The 20,797-nt window shown below is 62.6% G+C and carries 19 protein-coding genes; 11 read left to right on the top strand and 8 right to left on the bottom strand.

Features of this window, described 5'->3' with window-relative positions; genetic code table 11:
- The first annotated feature begins 16 nt into the window (after positions 1–16).
- The 3 genes from C7T36_RS09330 (at position 17) to C7T36_RS09340 (ending at position 4,094) form a co-directional block, all read left to right on the top strand.
- Positions 17–937 (top strand): PaaI family thioesterase, encoded by a 921-nt coding sequence (locus C7T36_RS09330; protein WP_045064878.1) that lies wholly within the window; start codon positions 17–19, stop codon positions 935–937.
- Positions 938–1,005: 68 nt separating this feature from the next.
- Complete coding sequence (locus tag C7T36_RS09335) at positions 1,006–1,995, top strand: protocatechuate dioxygenase (protein WP_045064880.1); 990 nt, start codon at positions 1,006–1,008, stop codon at positions 1,993–1,995.
- A gap of 140 nt (positions 1,996–2,135) precedes the next feature.
- Positions 2,136–4,094 carry a M13 family metallopeptidase gene (locus C7T36_RS09340; RefSeq protein WP_045064883.1) on the top strand — a complete coding sequence of 653 codons (1,959 nt, stop codon included), beginning with the start codon at positions 2,136–2,138 and terminating at the stop codon, positions 4,092–4,094.
- Positions 4,095–4,160: 66 nt separating this feature from the next.
- Here C7T36_RS09340 and C7T36_RS09345 read toward each other — a convergent pair whose 3' ends face one another.
- Complete coding sequence (locus C7T36_RS09345; protein ID WP_033236661.1) at positions 4,161–5,075, bottom strand: SDR family oxidoreductase; 915 nt, start codon at positions 5,073–5,075, stop codon at positions 4,161–4,163.
- Positions 5,076–5,177: 102 nt separating this feature from the next.
- On the opposite strand from C7T36_RS09345, the gene echA20 reads away from it, so the two are divergent.
- From echA20 to C7T36_RS09365, 4 genes are read left to right on the top strand one after another with little or no spacing between them, the layout of a single operon-like run.
- Positions 5,178–5,954: a (7aS)-7a-methyl-1,5-dioxo-2,3,5,6,7,7a-hexahydro-1H-indene-carboxyl-CoA hydrolase gene (gene echA20 / locus C7T36_RS09350; protein ID WP_033236660.1), complete on the top strand. Its 777-nt coding sequence runs from the start codon at positions 5,178–5,180 to the stop codon at positions 5,952–5,954.
- A 6-nt stretch (positions 5,955–5,960) separates the two neighbouring features.
- Complete coding sequence (gene ipdA, locus C7T36_RS09355) at positions 5,961–6,854, top strand: cholesterol ring-cleaving hydrolase subunit IpdA (protein ID WP_033236659.1); 894 nt, start codon at positions 5,961–5,963, stop codon at positions 6,852–6,854.
- The gene (locus C7T36_RS09360; RefSeq protein WP_033236658.1) at positions 6,851–7,606 is read left to right on the top strand and encodes a CoA-transferase subunit beta; all 756 of its coding nucleotides are present in this window, start codon (positions 6,851–6,853) and stop codon (positions 7,604–7,606) included. The genes ipdA and C7T36_RS09360 overlap by 4 nt, the downstream gene beginning before the upstream one ends.
- Positions 7,603–8,664, top strand: a complete 1,062-nt coding sequence (locus C7T36_RS09365; protein ID WP_033236657.1) for a nitronate monooxygenase family protein — start codon at positions 7,603–7,605, stop codon at positions 8,662–8,664. The genes C7T36_RS09360 and C7T36_RS09365 overlap by 4 nt, the downstream gene beginning before the upstream one ends.
- A gap of 50 nt (positions 8,665–8,714) precedes the next feature.
- Here the strand turns inward: C7T36_RS09365 and C7T36_RS09370 are convergent, their stop codons facing one another.
- The gene (locus C7T36_RS09370) at positions 8,715–9,947 is read right to left on the bottom strand and encodes a winged helix-turn-helix domain-containing protein (protein ID WP_045064885.1); all 1,233 of its coding nucleotides are present in this window, start codon (positions 9,945–9,947) and stop codon (positions 8,715–8,717) included.
- An 80-nt stretch (positions 9,948–10,027) separates the two neighbouring features.
- On the opposite strand from C7T36_RS09370, the gene C7T36_RS09375 reads away from it, so the two are divergent.
- On the top strand, positions 10,028–10,585 hold the full coding sequence (locus C7T36_RS09375; RefSeq protein WP_045064887.1) for a TIGR03086 family metal-binding protein: 558 nt from the start codon (positions 10,028–10,030) through the stop codon (positions 10,583–10,585).
- Positions 10,586–10,595: 10 nt separating this feature from the next.
- On the opposite strand, the gene C7T36_RS09380 is transcribed toward C7T36_RS09375, so the two are convergent.
- From C7T36_RS09380 to C7T36_RS09390, 3 genes are read right to left on the bottom strand one after another with little or no spacing between them, the layout of a single operon-like run.
- A complete protein-coding gene (locus C7T36_RS09380) occupies positions 10,596–10,961 on the bottom strand; it encodes an HNH endonuclease (RefSeq protein ID WP_233366212.1) in 366 nt (121 codons plus the stop codon).
- 22 nt (positions 10,962–10,983) lie between these two features.
- Entirely contained in the window at positions 10,984–12,258 is a 1,275-nt protein-coding gene (locus C7T36_RS09385) for an alkaline phosphatase family protein (RefSeq protein ID WP_045064889.1), read from the bottom strand.
- Positions 12,255–13,934 (bottom strand): alkaline phosphatase, encoded by a 1,680-nt coding sequence (locus tag C7T36_RS09390; protein ID WP_045064891.1) that lies wholly within the window; start codon positions 13,932–13,934, stop codon positions 12,255–12,257. Before C7T36_RS09390 ends, C7T36_RS09385 begins: the two co-directional genes overlap by 4 nt.
- Before the next feature lie 130 nt (positions 13,935–14,064).
- Here C7T36_RS09390 and ilvD point away from each other — a divergent pair, with 130 nt between their 5' ends.
- Positions 14,065–15,759 carry a dihydroxy-acid dehydratase gene (gene ilvD / locus C7T36_RS09395; protein ID WP_033236651.1) on the top strand — a complete coding sequence of 565 codons (1,695 nt, stop codon included), beginning with the start codon at positions 14,065–14,067 and terminating at the stop codon, positions 15,757–15,759.
- Positions 15,760–15,800: 41 nt separating this feature from the next.
- Here the strand turns inward: ilvD and C7T36_RS09400 are convergent, their stop codons facing one another.
- Both C7T36_RS09400 and C7T36_RS09405 read right to left on the bottom strand, forming a co-directional pair.
- A complete protein-coding gene (locus tag C7T36_RS09400; RefSeq protein WP_045064893.1) occupies positions 15,801–16,457 on the bottom strand; it encodes a serine protease in 657 nt (218 codons plus the stop codon).
- 74 nt (positions 16,458–16,531) lie between these two features.
- Entirely contained in the window at positions 16,532–17,245 is a 714-nt protein-coding gene (locus tag C7T36_RS09405) for a DUF6319 family protein (RefSeq protein ID WP_033236649.1), read from the bottom strand.
- Positions 17,246–17,441: 196 nt separating this feature from the next.
- Here C7T36_RS09405 and C7T36_RS09410 point away from each other — a divergent pair, with 196 nt between their 5' ends.
- On the top strand, positions 17,442–18,491 hold the full coding sequence (locus tag C7T36_RS09410; RefSeq protein WP_371851348.1) for an adenylate/guanylate cyclase domain-containing protein: 1,050 nt from the start codon (positions 17,442–17,444) through the stop codon (positions 18,489–18,491).
- 21 nt (positions 18,492–18,512) lie between these two features.
- On the opposite strand, the gene C7T36_RS09415 is transcribed toward C7T36_RS09410, so the two are convergent.
- A complete protein-coding gene (locus tag C7T36_RS09415) occupies positions 18,513–19,145 on the bottom strand; it encodes a TetR/AcrR family transcriptional regulator (protein ID WP_045066706.1) in 633 nt (210 codons plus the stop codon).
- 70 nt (positions 19,146–19,215) lie between these two features.
- Between C7T36_RS09415 and C7T36_RS09420 the strand changes: the two genes are divergently transcribed.
- Entirely contained in the window at positions 19,216–20,787 is a 1,572-nt protein-coding gene (locus tag C7T36_RS09420) for an MFS transporter (RefSeq protein ID WP_033236647.1), read from the top strand.
- Positions 20,788–20,797 lie beyond the last annotated feature (10 nt).

Genomic DNA, 20,797 nt, shown 5'->3' on the forward strand with positions numbered 1-20,797 from the left:
GGGCGATACTCGATACATGAGCATCGACAACTCCGCGCCCACCGTCAAACTTGATCCCCTCAACACCTTGATGGATGTACGCGCAGTAGCGATCACTCCTGGCGATCTCAGCTTCGCGCAGACAATCGGGGACCGCTTCCACGACCACCGCGGACGCACAGTGCTCGGATCGCTCGGCGTCATGATCGACGGCGCCATGGGTGGGGCTGTGTACTCGGGGCTCACTTCGGGTCACCAGTCGGTGCTCGCACAGGTCACGGTCAGTGCGGCCGCCGATATCCCGTCGACGGGAACAGTCGGAGCCACCGGTGCACTCGTGCACCTCGACGACGGAGTTGGACTGGCGTCGGGACAACTACGCGGTGACGACAGCACACTTCTGGCAGTGATGGCCGGGCGCGCCATGATTGTCTCGCGGCCACCCGTCGTTGCACCCGACGACTACATCGCCGGCCCTGCCCTCGATGTGCCGGTTCCCGAAGAAGTCAGTGACCTGAGTGGACTGAGCGGATCCGACGTCGTCGAAGGAATCCTGGCCGGAACTATCAAGCGTGGACCGCTCGCCGGACTCCTCGACCTCACGCTGACCGAGGTAACGCCAGGCGCTGTCGTCGGCGAACTTGCGCCGGTCGAATGGATGGCCAACCCGCTCGGCGCAGTACAGGGCGGTGTACTCATCTCCGCCACCGACGCCATCACCGGGCTCGCCGCGCAAACCCTGACCACCGCCGAACAGGATTACCGCGTCCTCGATCACAAGATCGACTTCCTGCGCTCACCCGCCATCGGTGGTCCCGTCATGCGCGGCGAAGCCAACGTGATCCGCGCCGGACGTAGGCTCGCACTCATCGAATCGCGCATCGTGGACAACACCGGTCAGGTCTACATCCGCGCCACCTCGAGCGTCCAGATGATCTCCCAGCAAGTTCACAGCTGATAACCAGCCCCGCGCCAGACCGCTCGTCCACCATTGATTCAACAGCCCAGATCAATGGAGGTAGACGCGTGAACAAAGACATCGAAGCCAGTCGGCAACGAGTGAGTCGCAGGCGAGCACTGGCGCTCGGCGGGACCATCAGCCTCGGTGGACTCATCGCCGCATGTTCCGGCAACAGCGGCAATTCAACCACCACGTCCACCGCTGCGGCCTCCACGACCACCGCCGGCACCGGCGCCGCTGCTGCCTCGGCTACCTCCGGCGACGCTGTCACCGCGCTGCTCGCCAAGGCACCACAGTGCGTCATGAGCGAGGAAGAAACTCAGGGCCCGTACTGGTTCGACGTCGACTCCATCCGCAGTGATATCCGCGAAGATCGACCAGGCACCACCCTCCAGGTCGCACTGCGGGTACAGGACAACAGCATCTGCAACGCCGACGGCACCATCGGCGCCGTCAGCAACGCCGTCGTCGAAATCTGGCACTGCGACGCAGGCGGCGTGTACTCCGGCTTCGAGTCCGGTTCACTGAGCGCAAACGGTGGCGGCGGCGGTGGAACTCCTCCGTCCGGTGGCATGGGCGAACCCCCGGCAGGCGGAATGGGTCAGCCGCCGTCGGGCGCACCCGGCGGCGGTATGGGCGGCGACATGGGTTCTATGGGCGGCTCCGGCGAAACTTCCGACGGCTCGTACAGCGTCGGTGACAGCGAAGCCACCACCACCGACGACGGCACCTACCTGCGTGGCGCCCAGACCACGGACGCAAACGGCATCGCGCAGTTCACCACCATTTTCCCGGGCTGGTACATGGGCCGCACCACGCACATCCATGTCAAGGTTCACATCGACAAGAAGACTGTCCTCACCACGCAGACCTTCTTCGAGGAGACCCTTCTCGACGAGGTGTATTCCGTCAGCCCGTACAGCGAGCACACGGGCCGTGAGAACAACACCAACAATTCCAACGACAACATCTTCTCCGACACCGGCATGATGACCGTCGAAAAGCAGTCGGACGGGTCATACCTCGCCGTCATCAATCTGGGTATCGACGCCTGACCCCGATCACCGGAAGCGGGCGGTTCAGTTGGCATCAATTGACGCTCACACCCGAACTTGTGGTGACGCAGATCGCCCGAGCACTGAACGGCTCACGATAACGACTGAGCGGATTGTGGTGATCGTGTAAGGATGGAGAAATGACCACGGCTCATCGCTCAGGCATCGACCTCACCCACCTAGACAGCGAGACCCGCGCGCAGGACGACCTGTTCGTCCATGTCAACGGGAAATGGCTCGCCGAATACGAGATTCCCGCAGACCGCGCAGTCGACGGCGCTTTCCGCACGCTGTACGACAAGGCCGAGGAAGATGTGCAGACCATCATCACCGAGGCTTCCGCGTCGTCACCGGAGTCCGGTACCGATGCCCAACGCATCGGCGATCTGTACTCGAGTTTCATGGATGCCGACGCTATCGAGGCTGCCGGTCTCACCCCGATCGACGACGAACTCGACGCAATTGCGGACGCGGCCGATCGTTCTTCGCTGGCTACCGTGATCGGACGCCATCAGCGCACGGGTGTCGGCGGCGCCATCGCGCACTACGTCGACACCGACGCCAAGAACTCCGAGCGCTACCTCATTCACTTCAGTCAGTCGGGTATCAGCCTTCCCGACGAGTCGTACTACCGCGAAGACAACTACGCCGAAATTCGCGACAAGTTCGTCGCCCACGTCGAGAAAATGTTCAACCTCGCCGGACTCGGCTACGAAGCGCAGCGGGTATTCGACCTGGAGAAGAAGATCGCGGCCGGGCACTGGGACGTCGTGAAGCGTCGTGACGCCGAGTTGAGCTACAACCTCGTCGAATTCGAGGAGCTCACCGAGCAGAACCCCGGATTGGATTGGGCTGCTTGGCTGTCCGGCTTGGGAACGACGTCCGAGAAGTTCTCGGAAATCGTGGTTCGCCAGCCCGGATTCCTGCACACCTTCACCGCACTGTGGGCGTCGGAAGAACTCGACGACTGGAAGGCATGGGCTGCGTGGAAAGTCATCCATGCGCGCGCTCCGTACCTGCATTCCTCGTTGGTGGACGAGAACTTCGCGTTCTACGGCACCGCGCTCTCGGGCACCGAGGAGAACCGTGAGCGCTGGAAGCGTGGCGTCGGCCTGGTCCAAGACCTGCTCGGCGAGGCCGTCGGCAAGCTGTACGTGGAGCGTCATTTCCCGGCCGAGGCCAAGGTACGCATGCTGGAGTTGGTCGGCAATCTGCAGGAAGCCTACCGTCGCAACATCTCCGAACTCGAGTGGATGAGTCCGGATACCCGCAAGGCCGCACTGGCCAAGCTGGACAAGTTCACTCCCAAGATCGGCTACCCCGACAAGTGGCGTGACTACTCGGGTCTCGAGATCTCGGCCACCGACGTCGTCGGCAACTACCGCCGCGGATACGCCGCGGAATACGACCGCGATCTCGCAAAGCTGGGCGGCCCCGTCGACCGCGACGAGTGGTTCATGACACCGCAGACGGTTAACGCGTACTACAACCCGGGTATGAACGAAATCGTTTTCCCCGCAGCTATTTTGCAGCCGCCGTTCTTCGACGCCGCCGCTGACGACGCCGCCAACTACGGCGGAATCGGTGCTGTTATCGGTCACGAGATCGGGCACGGTTTCGACGATCAGGGCGCCAAATACGACGGCGACGGCAACATGGTCGACTGGTGGACCGACGACGATCGCACCGAATTCGGCAAGCGCACAAAAGCTTTGATCGAGCAGTACAACGAATTCGAACCCAAGGAACTGCCGGGTCATCATGTCAACGGCGAGTTCACGATCGGCGAGAACATCGGCGATCTGGGTGGGCTGTCCATCGCGATCGCGGCATACAAGATCGCGACCGAAGGCACCGAACCGCCCGTTATCGACGGTCTCACCGGTTTGCAGCGCGTGTTCTTCGGCTGGGCTCAGGTGTGGCGGACCAAGGCGCGCGAGGCCGAGGCATTGCGTCGACTCGCCGTCGACCCGCATTCACCGCCGGAGTTCCGCTGCAACGGCGTCGTCCGCAACCTCGATGTCTTTCACGAGGAGTTCGACGTCAAGCCCGGTGATGCACTGTATTTGGAGCCCGAAAAGCGCGTAAAGATCTGGTAGGGGCAAAGCCCCTGTGCGCCTTTTTGGTAGTTCGCACTACCAAAAAGGCGCACGGGGCCGAAGACCCTAAGCTCCGTACACCGGCGTCGGGGTCTCGGCCTTCTCCAACAGCGATGCCACAACGGGTCCGATTTCCTTCGGATCCCAGCGATCACCCTTGTCTTCGCTCGGTCCGTGACGCCATCCTTCTGCGACGGTGATCTTGCCGCCCTCGATCTCGAAGACGCGTCCCGTGACATCCTTGGACTCTGCGCTACCGAGCCACACGACGAGCGGTGAGACGTTCTCCGGAGCCATGGCGTCGAAGCCCTCTTCCGGAGCTGCCATCATCTCGGCCATGGCGCCGCCGGCACCGACCGTCATGCGGGTACGCGCGGACGGCGCGATTGCGTTGACGCTGACGCCGTAATTCTTGAACTCTGCTGCTGCCTGGATGGTCATCTCGGCGATGCCGGCCTTGGCTGCGGCGTAGTTGCCCTGGCCGATGGAGCCCTGCAGTCCGGCGCCCGAGCTGGTGTTGATGATGCGTGCGTCGATCGGGTTGCCTGCCTTGGCCTCGGCGCGCCAGTAGGCAGCGGCGTGGCGCAGGGGCGCGAAGTGACCCTTGAGGTGGACGCGGGTGACGGCGTCCCATTCGGCTTCGCTCATGCCGACGAGCATGCGGTCACGCAGGAAGCCGGCGTTGTTGACGAGCACGTCGAGGCGACCGAAGTTGTCGATGGCGGTCTTGATGAGGTTTTCCGCACCCGCCCAGTCTGCGACGTCGTCACCGTTGACGACGGCCTCGCCGCCGGCTGCGATGATTTCGGCGACTACCTGCTCGGCTGGGCTCTCGCCGGTTGCGGAGCCGTCCGCGCCTGCGCCGATGTCGTTGACGACAACCTTGGCGCCCTCTGCCGCGAATGCCAGTGCGTGCGCGCGTCCGATACCGCGACCTGCCCCGGTGATGATGACTACTCGTCCATCGACCAATCCACTCATTTTTATCTCCTATTGCACTCTGCTCGGGCTTGTCGGCTCCGCTTGTGTGCTAACTTACCAAGCAATCGCTTGGTTTGGTACACAGACGTAAGGAAACCCGCTATGGGCATCAGCACCTCCTCCGACGGGACCGGCATCACCACGGTCACCATCGACTACGCACCGGTCAATGCAATCCCGTCGCAGGGATGGTTCGATCTCGCCGACGCGATCCTTGCCGCAGGTAAGGACCTCAATACCCACGTCGTGATCCTGCGAGCCGAAGGCCGTGGTTTCAACGCCGGCGTCGACATCAAGGAGATGCAGGCCACCGACGGCTACGACGCTCTGGTTGCTGCCAACCGCGGTTGCGCTGCTGCTTTTGCCGCGGTCTACGACTGCGCCGTTCCGGTTGTCGTGGCAGTCAACGGCTTCTGCGTCGGCGGCGGCATCGGCCTGGTCGGCAACGCTGACGTCATCGTCGCGTCCGACGACGCGATCTTCTCCCTCCCTGAGGTCGACCGCGGTGCACTCGGCGCAGCCACCCACCTCGCTCGCCTGGTACCGCAGCACATGATGCGCACGCTGTACTACACGGCGCAGAGCGTCGACGCCCACACACTCAAGCAGTTCGGCAGCGTCTACGACGTCGTCCCGCGCGAGAAGCTCGACGATTGCGCCCGCGAGATCGCCGCCAAGATCGCCGCCAAGGACACCCGCATCATCCGGTGCGCGAAGGAAGCCATCAACGGCATCGACCCCGTCGACGTCAAGAGCAGCTACCGCCTCGAGCAGGGATACACCTTCGAGCTCAACCTGCTCGGTGTGTCCGACGAGCATCGCGACGAGTTCGTCGCAACCGGCAAGCCGCGTGAGAACGCAACCCAGAAGGAAGGCTGAGACATCATGGCTAGCAAGCGTGACAAGACAATGTCGCTCGACGAGGTTGTCGGCGAGCTTCGCTCCGGAATGACCATCGGATTGGGCGGCTGGGGATCTCGCCGCAAGCCGATGGCTTTCGTGCGCGCGATCCTGCGTTCGGACATCAAGGACCTGACCGTCGTCACGTACGGTGGACCGGATCTCGGCCTGCTGTGCTCGGCCGGCAAGGTCAAGAAGGCGTACTACGGCTTCGTGTCCCTGGACTCGGCTCCGTTCTACGACCCGTGGTTTGCAAAGGCACGCACCAACGGTGAGATCGAGTCCCGCGAAATGGACGAGGGAATGGTCAAGTGCGGCCTCGAAGCTGCAGCTGCCCGCCTCCCCTTCCTGCCGATCCGCGCAGGTCTGGGATCCGATGTCCGTAACTTCTGGGGCGACGAACTCAAGACCGTCACCTCCCCGTACCCCGAGGCCGACGGCCGCTCCGAGACTCTGATCGCGATGCCCGCGCTCAACCTCGACGCGTCGTTCGTTCACCTCAACCTCGGTGACAAGCACGGCAATGCCGCGTACAACGGCGTCGACCCGTACTTCGACGACCTGTACTGCATGGCAGCGGAGAAGCGTTACGTCTCGGTGGAACGCATCGTCGAAACCGAGGAACTGGTCAAATCCGTTCCGCTGCAGAATCTTCTGATCAACCGCATGATGGTCGACGGCGTCGTCGAGGCCCCGAACGGCGCGCACTTCACCCTCGCCGGCGAGAGCTACGGCCGCGACGAGAAGTTCCAGCGTCACTACGCCGAAGCCGCAAAGACCCCCGAGTCGTGGCAGGCATTTGTCGACACCTTCCTCTCCGGCAGCGAAGAGGACTACCAGGCCGCAGTAAAGAAGTTTGCAGAGGAGCAGGCGTCATGAGCGAATCCACCGTCACCCGCGCAGAGTACGTAGTCCTGGCTTGCGCCGAAATCTTCTCCGGCGCAGGTGAAATCATGGCCAGCCCGATGTCGACGTCATCGACCATCGGCGCTCGCCTTGCCCGCCTGACCACCGAACCCGATCTCCTGATCACCGACGGCGAAGCCCTCATCCTCGAGGACACCCCGGCAGTGGGAACGAAGGGCCCCATCGAAGGATGGATGCCGTTCCGCAAGGTGTTCGACGTGGTCGCTTCCGGTCGTCGCCACGTGGTCATGGGCGCAAACCAGCTCGACCGCCACGGTAACCAGAACCTCTCCGCTTTCGGCCCGCTTCAGCAGCCGTCGCGTCAGATGTTCGGTGTGCGCGGCGCTCCGGGTAACACGATCAACCACGCCACGAGCTACTTCGTCCCCAAGCACTCCAAGCGAGTGTTCGTCGACAAGGTCGACGTGGTGTGCGGCGTCGGCTACGACCAGATCGATCCCGAGAACCCGGCATACAAGTACCTCAACATCCCCCGCGTTGTCACCAATCTCGGTGTCTTCGACTTCGGCGGACCGGGAAACACCTTCCGCGCGTTGAGCCTTCACCCCGGCGTCACGGCCGAAGAGGTTGCCGAGAACACCTCGTTCGAGGTTGCCGGACTCGCCGAGGCAGGCGTCACCCGCGAACCCACAGTAGAAGAGCTCCACCTCATTCGCGAGACGCTCGACCCGCGCAACCTGCGGGACCGTGAGGTCTCGGCATGACCCCCACCCTCAAGACTGCGCTGACCGAACTGGTCGGCGTGGACTACCCGATCGTGCAGACAGGCATGGGCTGGGTTTCCGGTCCCGCTCTCACGTCGGCGACGGCTAACGCCGGTGGTCTGGGCATCCTGGCTTCGGCCACGATGACGTACGACGAGCTCGAGCACGCGATCAAGAAGACGAAGCAGCTCACGAACAAGCCCTTCGGCGTCAACATGCGCGCCGACGCCACCGACGCGAAGCAGCGTATCGATCTGCTCATCCGCGAAGGTGTCAAGGTTGCCTCTTTTGCCTTGGCTCCCAAGAAGGATCTGATCTCCAAGCTCAAGGACAACGGCATCGTTGTCGTTCCGTCCATCGGTGCGGCGAAGCACGCCGTGAAGGTTGCATCCTGGGGCGCGGACGCCGTCGTCGTCCAGGGCGGCGAGGGTGGCGGTCACACCGGCGGTGTGGCAACAACCCTTCTGCTCCCCTCGGTCCTCGACGCCGTCGACATTCCGGTTATCGCCGGTGGCGGTTTCTTCGACGGCCGCGGCCTGACGGCTGCACTCGCGTACGGTGCTGCCGGCGTCGCAATGGGCACGCGTTTCCTGCTCACGAGCGATTCCTCGGTACCGGATTCCGTCAAGCAGGAATATCTCAAGCGCGGACTGACGGATACGACCGTTTCACGGAAGGTCGACGGCATGCCGCACCGCGTGCTCAACACCGACCTGGTCAACAGCCTCGAAGGTTCCAGCTACGCAACCGGTTTGATCGCTGCCGCCAAGAACGCCATGAAGTTCAAGGCAATGACCGGCATGAAGTGGTCAACGCTCGCCAAGGACGGAATCGCGATGAAGCGATCCGGCGACCGCACCATCATGCAGATCATCATGGCTGCCAACACCCCGATGTTGCTCAAAGCCGGTCTGGTGGAAGGTAACACCGAAGCCGGTGTGCTGGCGTCGGGTCAGGTTGTCGGCATGATCAACGATCTACCCAGCTGCAAGGAACTGATCGACAGCATCATGGAAGACGCCGTCAAGCGCATCGACGCGCTGGCCGCTCTTCGCTGAACACGTAGCAATCACCGAGTGCGTCTCCCCCGATATCAGGGGAGGCGCACTCAGTGCGTTAAGGCTGCGTCCGGCACAGCTCTCATCGCGTCCGCCAACTCCGCCGCCATCGTTCCCTTGTTCTCCACCACGACGGTCTCGCAGCCCTGCCAGAGTGCGGTTCGTCGGAGCAGCGCCGCCAGGCGCGGTGCAGTATCTGCGTCGGCGTCGGGTTCTGCCCAGGCGGAGCGCACGAGCAGTTGACGGTTCTGACGGTCATTCTTGAGATCGACTCGCGCACAGATCTTGTCGTCGATCAGCACCGGCAGGACATAGTAACCGTGGACCCGCTTGTGGGCGGGCGTGTAGATCTCGATCCGGTAGTGAAAGTCGAAGAGCCGCAACGCTCGATCACGCGCCCATACGACCGGATCGAAGGGAGACAACAGAGCGTCGGCCCGAATTGCCCTTGGCCGTTTAGCCTGAGGATCGATCCATACCTCTCGCGGCTTTCCTCGACGCTCCCAACCTTCGACGGAGGCAGGGCGCACGCTGCCGGCGTCTTCGAGCTCTCGCAGTGCAACTCTTGTCTCGGCGCTGGGGAGTCGAAAGTAGTCGGCGATATCGTCGAGAGTGCCCAGTCCGTGTGCCCGCACTCCGCGCAGCACAAGCTCACGGATCGCGTCCGGCCGCTCCACCCCGGCGTCGAGTATCGCCGGCGGCAGTATGTTCTCGGCGAGTGCGTAGCGACGTTCGAACCCCGTTCGACCTGCCGATACCACCTCGCCCCATCGGAACAGGGTCTCCAGGCCGACCTTCACGTCGGACCACCCCCACCAGGGTCCGCGCCGCGTGTTCGCGTCGTGCTCGACCTCGCTCGCCGCCATCGGCCCGTTGTCGCGCAATTCGCTGCGCAGCCACTCGAGGAAGTCGAGACGCTCGGACGCCCATCCGTCCTTGTCTGCGAGGGCCTTTTCCCGAAACTGATCCATTCGCCAACGGAACAGCGGCCACATGTCGACGGGCAGGAATGTCGCCTCGTGGCCCCAGTATTCGAGGTATCCCGATCCTGGTGCAAAGGCGAGCTGGTCGAGTCTCGACTTGTCGTACGCACCCATTCGCGCATAGATCGGCAGATAATGACTGCGCTCGAATACGTTGACCGAATCGATCTGGAGCACCTGCAATCGGTCCATTACCCCGATCAAATTGCGTCGTGTCACGGCTGCAGGATGCGCTTTTCCAAACCCCTGCGCTGCAAGCGCGATGCGACGCGCCGCGGCCGGAGACACTACTTCGCTCATACTCGTGAAGACTAGCCATCACCTCCGACAGCAAAAACGAAAACACGATTGAGCCCGCCAAGATCGGGTTACCCTCCAGTGTGGAATTTGACTGGCTCGAACTCGTGCTCACTGCCCACCGCGAATTCGGTTCACGACTCGCTCAGGTCGAGGACTGGAATGCGCCTACCCCGGATTCCGACTGGCAGGTGGAACACCTGGTTCGTCATGTGATCGAGGAACAACAGTGGGTGCCACCTCTACTGTCCGGGCTGACCGTGGGCGAAGCGACGCCGGACATCGTTCCGGTGGGCGACGATCTGTGGACCGAATGGCAGAAGTACTCCGAGGCCGCGATCAATGCCTGGAAATCGACCAATCTCGATACGCAGGTTCATCTGTCCTACGGGACGGTGGACATGGAGCCGTATCTGCGTCAGCAGACCTCTGACGTCACGATTCACGCGTGGGATCTGGCGCGAGCCGTCGGTGCGGACGATCGACTGGATCAGACGCTCGTCGAAGCCGTCTGGTCCGATCTCGACGGTCAACGCGACATGCTGGCCGAAAGCGGTTTGTTTGCCGCCCCGGTCGAGATTCCCGAGGACTCGCCTCTGCAGGACAAGTTGATGGCACTGACCGGCCGTGATCCGCGCTGAAGGAGACGCGCTAAAGGAGATCTGCCTCCGAGAAACGCCCTCTCAGATCGATACCGATCTCGGCGTGACGGAGTAAGAACGACTTCTCGTCGTACCCTTTGCGACGCAACCAGAGTGTGACTTCGCTGTTGCATTTGCTGGCGTTGCACGACGCGCAGGCCGGCGCAATGTTGTCGAGGGTGTAACGGCCACCGCGCGAGATCGCGAGAACACAATCACGTTGCAGCGGTACGTCTTGCGCGCCGCAGTAGGCGCACCCACCCCACGAGGATCTGAGCGCGGCCCACTGCTCGGTGCTGAGGTCGTGTGTCGTGCTGTCCATCCGGCGCTTGCGTTTGCGCGCGTATCGGGCTTTGCGACTGCGGTTGATCGTCACCTCGTCATGCTACTGACCGCCGCTAGACACCTACCGCGACACCCGCCGTGCGAGCGGCACCGTCCCACCCGCCAGTCGGTGCCGGAAGGCCCAAGAGTGCCGCCACTGTCGGCGCCACGTCGATCGTGCACACGGGGGTGTCGACGCGGCGGCCGCCGTCGAGGCCAGGATGCCCACCACTGAGGAAGAACGGAATCGGCAGTGTCACGGAGTGGCCGTGATTGCCAGGGATCGGGTTGGACAGCGGTGTCGGATCACTGAACCGCCACCCCTGTGCGCAGAACGCAACAACGTCACCGGCATTGTCACCGAGATTGAATTCCGCCGGCAGATGGCTCGATTCGACACCGTCGACGGCGGAGACAATTTCCTGAATACGTCGAACAGCCTCTGCCCGTTCCTGATCCGGTCCTACGAAGTAGATCAGATCGGCGCCACCGTTCTGCGCGATGCGGATCTTCCCGGCCAACAACGGATCTGCGTTGAGCGGACGATCCAGCCCGATAAGGCGCGTTGGCTCCGACCAGTCCATCGAGTGATCGGCCAGCACGATGAGGACGCTCCGATTCCACCGTCCGGTGCTGTGAAGGAAATCGACAAAGCGTCGTACCTGATTGTCGGTGTTCTGCAGTGCGGCGGTCCGCGCGATCCGAATCGACGGTCCCGAAAGGTCAAGGTGACCAACACGGTCCACGTCACCGAGGTTGGTGAACGACAACCGCGGTGAGTTCTCGCCGACGATCCGGATCAACGCGTCGATCGTGAAGTTGTCCGGGGCGTGCTCGGTGCCGGGAAGCAGCGGTTGCGGATCCCAGACGACGGATGCGCGATCACCGAACAGTCCGTGCAGGTATTGCTTGGACAGCACACTCGCTGTGGTCAATCCGAGTTCGGTGCGCGCGCGGTCGAGGACCGTCGACGTCCGCAGGTCCGACGCCTGATCGAGGTCGCGCTTCTTGTCGATCGCCGGGTCGTAGACGGAATTGGCCGGCACACCCGAACGCACGGGGTACACACCCGTCATCATCGCCGTGTGGTTGGGAAGCGTCTCGGCGATGTTGATCGCGCTGGCATTCGGGTAGTGGACACCGCCCGCGGCCAGGCCGGTCAGCATCGGAGTGAGATCTGCTCGCAGTTCGTCCGGGCGCATACCGTCGACAACGATGACGTAGACGTCGACATCGGGCAGACCGCCACCGGTAGGCACACCCGCGTGCGCGGGCGCACCGAGCAAAGCTGTTCCGGCAAGCACACTTCCGCCGATCAAGACGTTGCGGCGGGAGAGTTCGAGGCTCACTGGTTGACTCCTGGTCGGTACGAGTTCGGGTCGAGCGGACTGAAGGACGGAGCTACCCTGGCACCGGCACCGGCAGGCAGGTGGTAGCTGGTTGCGTAGTGGGCGTTGCTCTGTGGATCGGTGACGTTGTCGACGAAATACCAATCCATCTGGGTACCGTCGCGGGCGATGTCGAATACGCCGTAGCCGTGCGAATCCAATTCGACGTACCGAACGTGGCGATTGACCGCCTTGAACGCTTCTTCTGCCGCAACGGATGCGGTGCGCGGCGGCACTTTCAACATGTCGTCGATGTTGGGAGAGGTCACCGACGGAACGACGAACTCGGCTCCGACGGTCGGTCCACCCGGATAGTTGGCGGCGTTAGTGGGCAGGTCACACGCCCACGACGTGTGAATGTCACCGGTGATAAAGACTGTGTTGTCAACGTTGTTCGACGTGATGGCGTCGAACAGACGTGTGCGATCGGCCGTGTAGCCGTCCCACTGATCGGTGTTGTACGGGAACCCGGCCTGCGGAAGTCCGACCAATTCGGTCAGCGCTGCGGTAGTAGCCGGTTCGAGCGGCGGAAACACACATGGGGTGATCATGACGGGATTGCCGACGATCTTCCATTGCGCCGGCGAGCTGACGATGCCGCTGGTGAGCCAATCCATTTGCGCGCGTCCGGTAATGGTGCGATTCGGGTCGTCGACCTGACGCAATGTGGGCTGCTCGTCGCGGTACGTGCGCAAATCCAGCATCGAGATTTCTGCCAGGTTCCCGAAGCGGAACCGCCGGTACAGTTGAACGCTCGAACCACTGCCAGAGGGCCGAACCGGCATCCACTCGAAATAGGCCTTGGCCGAGTTGGCCTTTCGATCCGCCCAATCGCCTTCGACACCGGGAGTGTGGTTTTCGGCGCCGTCCCGGAACGCATTGTCCGCCGATTCGTGATCGTCCCACGTGGTGATGAACGGCAGTTTCAGATGCAGAGCAGCAAGGTCCAGGTCAGTCTTGTACTGCGCGTGCCGGATTCGGTAGTCGGCCAGGGAAATGATCTCGTGTGCCGGTTCGTGCAGCCGTACCGATCCGTTTCTCGCGCCGTATTCCCCCTGACCGTATTCGTAGATGTAATCGCCCAAGTGGATGATCGCATCGAGATCCTCCCGGAACCCGAGATGGCGGTAGGCACCGAAATACCCGGCCTCCCAGTTGGAGCAGGAGACAACACCGAAGCGCATCCGTTCGAGATCTGCCGAATTCGACGGAGCGGTGCGTGTGCGGCCGACTGGCGAAACTACCGAACCGGTGGTGAATCGGTACCAGTACGTAGTGGAGGAATCGAGTCCCGTCACATCAACTTTGGCAGTGTGATCCGAATCTGCCGAAGCCACAATGCTTCCCGACGCCACAACAGTCGCAAACCCCTCATCGGTCGCGACGTGCCAGTTCAGCGTCACTGCCGGCCCGATCCCCGAACCCGGGGTCGCGTCGGCCGTCGGTGTGATGCGCGTCCAGATGATGACGGCGTCCGCCAGTGGGTCGCCGGACGCAACGCCGTGGTTGAAGCCGGCGGGCACCGCGGCACTCGCACGGTTCGCCGAGGCGACACCGAGGCCCACCGCACCGGCAAGTGCTGCCGAACTCTGCAGGAGGCCACGTCTGGTTATTCGATCAAAGGCATTCGTGTGCACGCTAGGAGTGAATCTGCATCTGAACAGATGTTCAAGAGAGCTTCGGAATGCTCACCCAGGCTTCGCCTGTGCGCCTTTTCGGTAGTGCCGGCTACCAGAAAGGCGCACAGGTGGAGCCTATGCTTGGCAAATGACCGAACCCGACATCAAGCCCAGAAGTCGTGACGTCACCGACGGACTGGAAAAGACCGCAGCGCGAGGCATGTTGCGAGCAGTAGGAATGGGTGACGACGACTGGGTCAAGTCCCAGATCGGCGTCGCGTCCTCCTGGAACGAGATCACCCCGTGCAACCTGTCCCTCGACCGCCTTGCCAAAGCCGTCAAGGAAGGTGTCCGGGAGGGCGGTGGGTTCCCCCTCGAATTCGGCACAATCTCCGTGTCCGACGGCATTTCGATGGGTCACGAGGGTATGCACTTCTCCCTCGTCTCCCGTGAAGTCATCGCGGACAGCGTGGAAACGGTCATGCAGGCCGAGCGCCTCGACGGTTCCGTCCTCCTTGCCGGCTGCGACAAGTCACTGCCCGGCATGTTGATGGCGGCCGCTCGTCTCGACCTCGCCAGCGTGTTCCTCTACGCCGGTTCGACGTTGCCTGGCGTCGCAAAGCTGTCCGACGGCACTGAACGCGAAGTCACCGTCATCGACGCCTTCGAAGCCGTGGGAGCGTGTGCCCGCGGGCTGATGAGCCGCGAAGACGTCGACACCATCGAGCGCGCCATCTGCCCCGGCGAGGGTGCCTGCGGCGGTATGTACACCGCAAACACCATGGCCAGTGCTGCTGAGGCCATGGGCATGTCCCTTCCCGGCAGCGCGTCGCCGCCTGCGCCCGACCGTCGACGCGACGGATTCGCCCGCGAGAGCGGCAAAGCCGTCGTCGAACTCCTTCGTCGGGGAATCACCACCCGCGACATCCTCACCAAGGAAGCATTCGAGAACGCGATAGCGGTTGTCATGGCATTTGGTGGTTCCACCAATGCGGTGCTCCATCTCCTCGCGATCGCTCACGAAGCGTATGTGCCTCTGACACTCGACGATTTTGCTCGTGTCGGGGCCAAGGTTCCCCACCTTGCCGACGTGAAGCCTTTCGGAAAACACGTCATGACCGACGTCGACCGCATCGGCGGAGTTCCCGTCATCATGAAGGCGTTGCTCGACGCCGGTCTCATGCACGGCGATTGCCTGACCGTTACCGGCAAGACCGTGGCGGAGAATCTGGCGCACATCACCCCGCCCGATCCGGACGGCAAGGTTCTACGGGCGATGAACAAGCCCATTCACCCGACCGGCGGCATCACGATCCTCAAGGGCTCGTTGGCTCCCGGCGGCGCAGTCGTCAAGTCAGCCGGCTTCGAATCCGACGTATTCACCGGTACTGCACGAGTTTTCGAACGCGAACGCGCCGCTATGGACGCTCTCGAGGACGGCACGATTACTGCCGGCGATGTTGTGGTGATCCGATACGAAGGACCCAAGGGCGGCCCCGGAATGCGCGAGATGCTGGCCATTACGGGCGCCATCAAGGGCGCCGGCCTGGGCAAAGACGTCCTGCTGCTGACCGACGGACGATTCTCCGGCGGAACGACCGGCCTATGCGTCGGGCACGTCGCGCCCGAGGCGGTGGACGGCGGTCCCATCGCGTTTGTGCGCGACGGCGATCAGATCCGGCTCGACGTCAGTACCGGACTGCTGGAACTGCTTGTCGACGACTCGGAACTGCTTGCCCGCAAAGAAGGTTGGGAGCCACTTCCTCCGCGCTACACACGCGGTGTGCTGGCGAAGTACACCAAGCTGGTGGGATCAGCGTCAGGTGGAGCAGTGTGCGGCTGAACCCGAACAGGTAGCGCGCTGATGCCAGACAGCGCACCGATCTAGATCGGCTGGAACCCGGCACCGACGCCTCCATCGGAATTGATATCCGCGATGATCGAGGACATGTTGGTGCCGAGTTCCGGCCCCAGACACGGCACGTACAGGTAGGCGTTCACCATCGCCACCAATGTGGTTCCGACGGTGACAGGGGCTCCGGAATCGCCGTGATCAACACACACCTGCGTCCAGGTTTGGGCGTCGGCGCTCAGATTTCCCCACACGACGCCGCACGTCTGCCCCGTTGTCCGACCTTCTTTGCAGGCGATGGCCGGGAAGCTCGCCGGCTGGCCGATTGACGTGATGGTGGCACTGTCAACGGTCCGCACGGGCGTCACTTTTGCCGGATTGAACTCGATGATGGCGTAGTCGAGCTCCGAATTGGACTCGACGAAGGTGCCGACGACCCCGGCTCCCTCGTCGTCCTCCGGAACAACCGTCGAACCAGGTCCGCCACAGTGACCTGCAGTGATCCCCACCAGCCGACCGCCGTTGTCACGCCCGATCGTTGTCAACGTACATATCGTCTCGTCGCTGATGATGATGCCGCTGCCCCCGCCGAGGGGTGTTGCCGCGGCAACGGCCGTCCCTGTGACCACCAACCCGAGTCCCAGTGCAATTACGACCGCCGCCAAAACGGAAATGATTCTCTGCAACATCACACACTCCCCGCCGAGATAGTCCCCGCTGCACAAATCGCATACCCCGGAAACTCGGCACCTACGCAGGAGAGTTACTCGTTGGTCCCCAGCGCTTCGAGCATCTTGCGTGCTTCTTCGAGTTGACGGCTGAGCTCGTCCACCCTCGCGGCCGCTGCGTCGCGCGCCTCCACGATGATCGATTCGACGGCTTCGATGGCCGTCGGTTCACCCAGTTCGCGGATTGCGCGCTCAACTGCATCGGGTGCCACCGGGACCGCTTTGCCCGGCCGCTTGGCTCCCAAAGTGACGGTGACGCTCCAGTCGTTGTCGGCGCCGGCATGGATGGTGACGCTGACTCCTGGCGGTAGTTTCTTGGCACGCTTGACCGCCGGACGAGGCGCGGGAGCCGCAACGGGCGCAGGGGCCGGAGCGGCTGCTGCCGGTACGGTTCGGGGCTTCGGCCGAGTTTCGACGAGTGGTTCCATGAGCGGTTCGGACTCCACAACTGGTTTAGGGCGGGGCGCCGGCTTGGGGGGCGTCGACGCGACGCGGTTGATTCGCAATTCCTCTGCCTCGAAGGGCAATTCGTCGTTCACGCCCTTGGGGCGAATCAGCACGGTATTTCCGTCCACCGACACCACCTTCGCGGAAGTGCCTGCGTCGATGCCGAGGCTGGGAGTTGCCTCGCGCAGGTATACGGTGGCGCGTTTGCCTTCGGCGACTGCCGTGGCGAGAGCTGCCAAATTTTCCGCAGTGAGGTGATCCGGCGTTGATGCGGTAGCGCCGGAACGTCTACGGGGTGGCATGCGCAAATCCTTTCGAGAGTGTCGGTAGAGCTTTTCTCGGGGCAACTCTTGCACAGGGCACCGACGTGTTCCCGCGCAGCGCCGCTCAGGTTCGCCGAATTCAGTACTGTTCGGCAGGCAGCACGTGAAAGATAGTGTCGACAACACCGCAACATGGGACGCAAGGAGCACAGTGAGCAGTTCGGAGTCAGCACCGATCGACGAGGGCACCGAACCATCCGCGTCACTGTCGCGAAGTGGGTTCGACGCCCCTACCTTCAGCCGCATTCAGTCCGACGTCGAAGAGTTCCTCCTCGGCGGTCCTCGTTGTTACACGCAGTCTCAGATCGCCGAATTCGCGGGTGTTTCCCGCGAGCGCGCAGATCGCCTGTGGGTCGCGATGGGATTTGCCGTCGACGACGACCCGGACGCCGTCATGTTCACCCAACAGGACGCCGATGCGTTGCAGGGCATCATCACCATGGTCGATCGTGGAATCATCTCGCGCAGTAGCGAAGTCGCTGCGGCGCGCGCGCTGGGCCAATCGATGTCGCGTCTCGCCGAATGGCAGGTGTCGATCATCGGCACTCACATCGTCGATCAATTGACGGAGTCCGCGGATGACGATCCCGAGGCGATCCGGAAGCAAATTCTGCGACTCGGCGCCGAGATCATCCCCGCTGTCGAATCGCTCCAGACCTACGTGTGGAAGAGGCACATCGCTTCGTCGACGGGACGGAACGTCGGAAATCCCGGAGAAGAATTCTCCAGCCGAATCTTGATCGTCGGTTTTGCCGACATAGTCGGATACACCTCGCTGACTCGGGGACTGGATCCCACCGAGCTGAACGATTTGCTCGAACGCTTCGAATCCGCGTCAACCGAAATCATCGGCCGAAACTTCGGGTGGGTCGTCAAAACCGTCGGTGACGAGGTGATGTTCGCTGTGGAAAGCCCCCGTCACGCTGCCGAAATCGCCTTGCAGATTCAAAGCGCCGTGCTCGCCGACCACGACGATCCACAACTGCGCGTGGGTCTTGCCATGGGTCCGACGCTCGTGCGTTTCGGCGATCTGTACGGGTCGGTGGTCAACAAAGCTGCCCGTCTCACCAGTTCCGCGCGTCCCGGCACGGTCCTGATCGATTCGGAATTGGCTGCCGCAGTGAGCGACGATGCCAATTTCAAGCTCCGCCACCTCCGGCCGCGTCGCGTGCGTGGCATCGACCGCCTCGAACAGTACGTACTACGACGAAATCTCGAACCCTAAAGATCTCGAACCGCAGCTATCTCACGCTCGCCTTGCCACGAGGAAGTCGTCGACTATCTGCGCACACGCTGATTCCCCCAACGGGGTGAGGGTTGCCAACTTCGTGAGCACCAACGGACCGACCAACTGCGCGAGCGCAACGTCGTAGTCGTACTCCCCCAATTCCTCGATGGCCTCGGGCGTACGCAGGACCCGGTCGAACGCGTCCCGGTACTGCTCGATGATCATCTGCCGCAGCGACCGCATCTCCGGTTGGCGCTCGGTCAACGCGGCCGCGCTCGAGTAGCCCGTCAGATCAGGCCCCAAGCCGAGCCAGCACATCGCTGTGACCTGTACGGGAGCGCTCTCGATGGCCTTGGCTTGATTGGTGAGAAGCTCGAGCAGCTGCGCTCGCAGATCGCCCTCTCCCGATAGTGCCGGTACGGACGGCAGTAGCCGCGCAAAGGCAGCAGCCACCAGCTCGGTGCCGCTGTCGAAGTGCCGATACAACGTCGCGCGAGCAACATTCGCGAGCTTGGTGACGGCGTCGATCGTCACCGCGTCGACTCCGCCTTCGGCAAGAAGTGTTGTTGCAGCATCGAGCAATCGAGTCCGGGATCGCAGTTTGCGCGGATCCTCGTCTGCTGCCTGCCGATCAGAGCGAACCGTTGTCACAACCACAGTTATACCCAACCTGGGGTTGTGGAACTAGCATTCTCCCAACGATACTGATGGTCTCGTTTCTATGGGAGGCTTCGTGACCAGTAAGACGGAGATCGAACAGAGCACCTGGACGCCGCGGCAGATCTGGATGCTGACCGTCTCGTGCTGCGCGGTGGCATTGGTGGTCGCAGCCATGGCTGCACTCAACACCGCACTCCCCGACATAGCCCGTGACACCGGCGCCACCCAAACTCAGCTCACCTGGATCGTCGACGGCTACACACTCGTGCTCGCCTGCCTGCTGCTGGCCGCCGGAGCACTCGGTGACCGCTACGGCCGACGCGAACTGCTGATGTTCGGGTTGGTCGTCTTTGCAGCAGGCAGCGCGATCCCCGTCTTCATCGACGAACCGTCGTGGATCATCGCCTCCCGCGTCGTCTCGGGAGTGGGTGCCGCATTTGTCATGCCTGCGACACTCTCACTGCTCACGGCCGGTTTTCCGGCTACCCAACGCAGTCGAGCCGTCGGCGTGTGGTCCGGCGTGGCCGGCTCGGGCGCCATCGCCGGACTTGTCATATCCGGTTTTCTGATCGAAAAGTGGTCGTGGCATTCGATATTCATCAGCCTCGCCGTCGTCTCGGGCCTCATCCTGGTGGCCTCGTTCACCATCGCGTCCTCGAAGGACGAGGAGACAACTCCACTCGATTTTCTGGGCACTGCACTGATTGCCACGGCGATCGGCCTTTTTGTCCTCGGCATGATCGAAGCACCCGTCCGCGGGTGGCTGAACCCTGTGGTTCTTGCGCTTCTGATCGGCGGAATCGCCACGGGTGTTGTATTCAGCTTCGTGGAATTGCGTTCGGCCCATCCACTTCTCGATGTCGGACTGTTTGCGAACCGTGCATTCGGTAGTAGCGCAACATCACTCGTACTTCAGTTCCTCGCCACATTCGGAATGTTCTTCATGCTTGTGCAGTACCTGCAACTCGTGCTCGATTACTCGCCACTTCAATCAGCACTCGCACTTCTTCCGATGGCCGTCCCCGTCATGGCTCTGTCCGTCGTGTCGCCGCTGCTGATCCCGCTCGTCGGACTCCGAATTCTCACCTCGGTGGGAATTGCGCTTCTCGGCACAGGAATCGCACTCGTGACCCGGTTGGAGTTGGGATCGAGCTACGTCGACGTGTGCATTCCCCTGATCGTCGCGGCCATCGGGTTGGGACTGTGCACCACACCCGCTACCGCTGCAATCGTGTCCAATACACCGGATGCCAAACAGGGCGTCGCGTCGGCGATCAATGACGTCACCCGTGAAATCGGTTCTGCGATAGGCGTTGCGCTTGCGGGCAGCATCCTGGCCACGACGTACGCTCGGCATGTTCAACCTGCTGTGGATATGCTGCCCGAGCCGGCCAAGGAACCGGTCTCGGGTTCCTTGGCCGCGGCCCTGCACATCGCGGAAAGCGCGGGCTCACAAGGCGATCAACTGGCGGACTTCGCCCGTGAAGCCTTCATCGAAGGCATGAACCAAGCTGCACTGACCTTGGCCGTGATCATCTGGGTCTCTGCGGTCATCCTCGGATTCTGGGCACCCGGACGGCAGAAAACCGCAAAGGCGCTGCCGTCGGAATCGACAGCAGCGCCTTTGGCTTGACAGCTAGTGA

It is taken from the genome of Rhodococcus sp. AD45-ID (assembly GCF_003023755.1).
Classification (GTDB): domain Bacteria; phylum Actinomycetota; class Actinomycetes; order Mycobacteriales; family Mycobacteriaceae; genus Rhodococcus_F; species Rhodococcus_F globerula.

Excerpts from the sequence above, each read along its gene's own strand:
- C7T36_RS09330 (WP_045064878.1), top strand. The coding sequence starts at position 17 with ATGAGCATCGACAACTCCGCGCCCACCGTCAAACTTGATCCCCTCAAC.
- C7T36_RS09340 (WP_045064883.1), top strand. The coding sequence starts at position 2,136 with ATGACCACGGCTCATCGCTCAGGCATCGACCTCACCCACCTAGACAGC.
- C7T36_RS09345 (WP_033236661.1), bottom strand. The coding sequence starts at position 5,075 with ATGAGTGGATTGGTCGATGGACGAGTAGTCATCATCACCGGGGCAGGT.
- echA20 (WP_033236660.1), top strand. The coding sequence starts at position 5,178 with ATGGGCATCAGCACCTCCTCCGACGGGACCGGCATCACCACGGTCACC.
- ipdA (WP_033236659.1), top strand. The coding sequence starts at position 5,961 with ATGGCTAGCAAGCGTGACAAGACAATGTCGCTCGACGAGGTTGTCGGC.
- C7T36_RS09360 (WP_033236658.1), top strand. The coding sequence starts at position 6,851 with ATGAGCGAATCCACCGTCACCCGCGCAGAGTACGTAGTCCTGGCTTGC.
- C7T36_RS09365 (WP_033236657.1), top strand. The coding sequence starts at position 7,603 with ATGACCCCCACCCTCAAGACTGCGCTGACCGAACTGGTCGGCGTGGAC.
- C7T36_RS09370 (WP_045064885.1), bottom strand. The coding sequence starts at position 9,947 with ATGAGCGAAGTAGTGTCTCCGGCCGCGGCGCGTCGCATCGCGCTTGCA.
- ilvD (WP_033236651.1), top strand. The coding sequence starts at position 14,065 with ATGACCGAACCCGACATCAAGCCCAGAAGTCGTGACGTCACCGACGGA.
- C7T36_RS09400 (WP_045064893.1), bottom strand. The coding sequence starts at position 16,457 with ATGTTGCAGAGAATCATTTCCGTTTTGGCGGCGGTCGTAATTGCACTG.
- C7T36_RS09405 (WP_033236649.1), bottom strand. The coding sequence starts at position 17,245 with ATGCCACCCCGTAGACGTTCCGGCGCTACCGCATCAACGCCGGATCAC.
- C7T36_RS09420 (WP_033236647.1), top strand. The coding sequence starts at position 19,216 with ATGGGAGGCTTCGTGACCAGTAAGACGGAGATCGAACAGAGCACCTGG.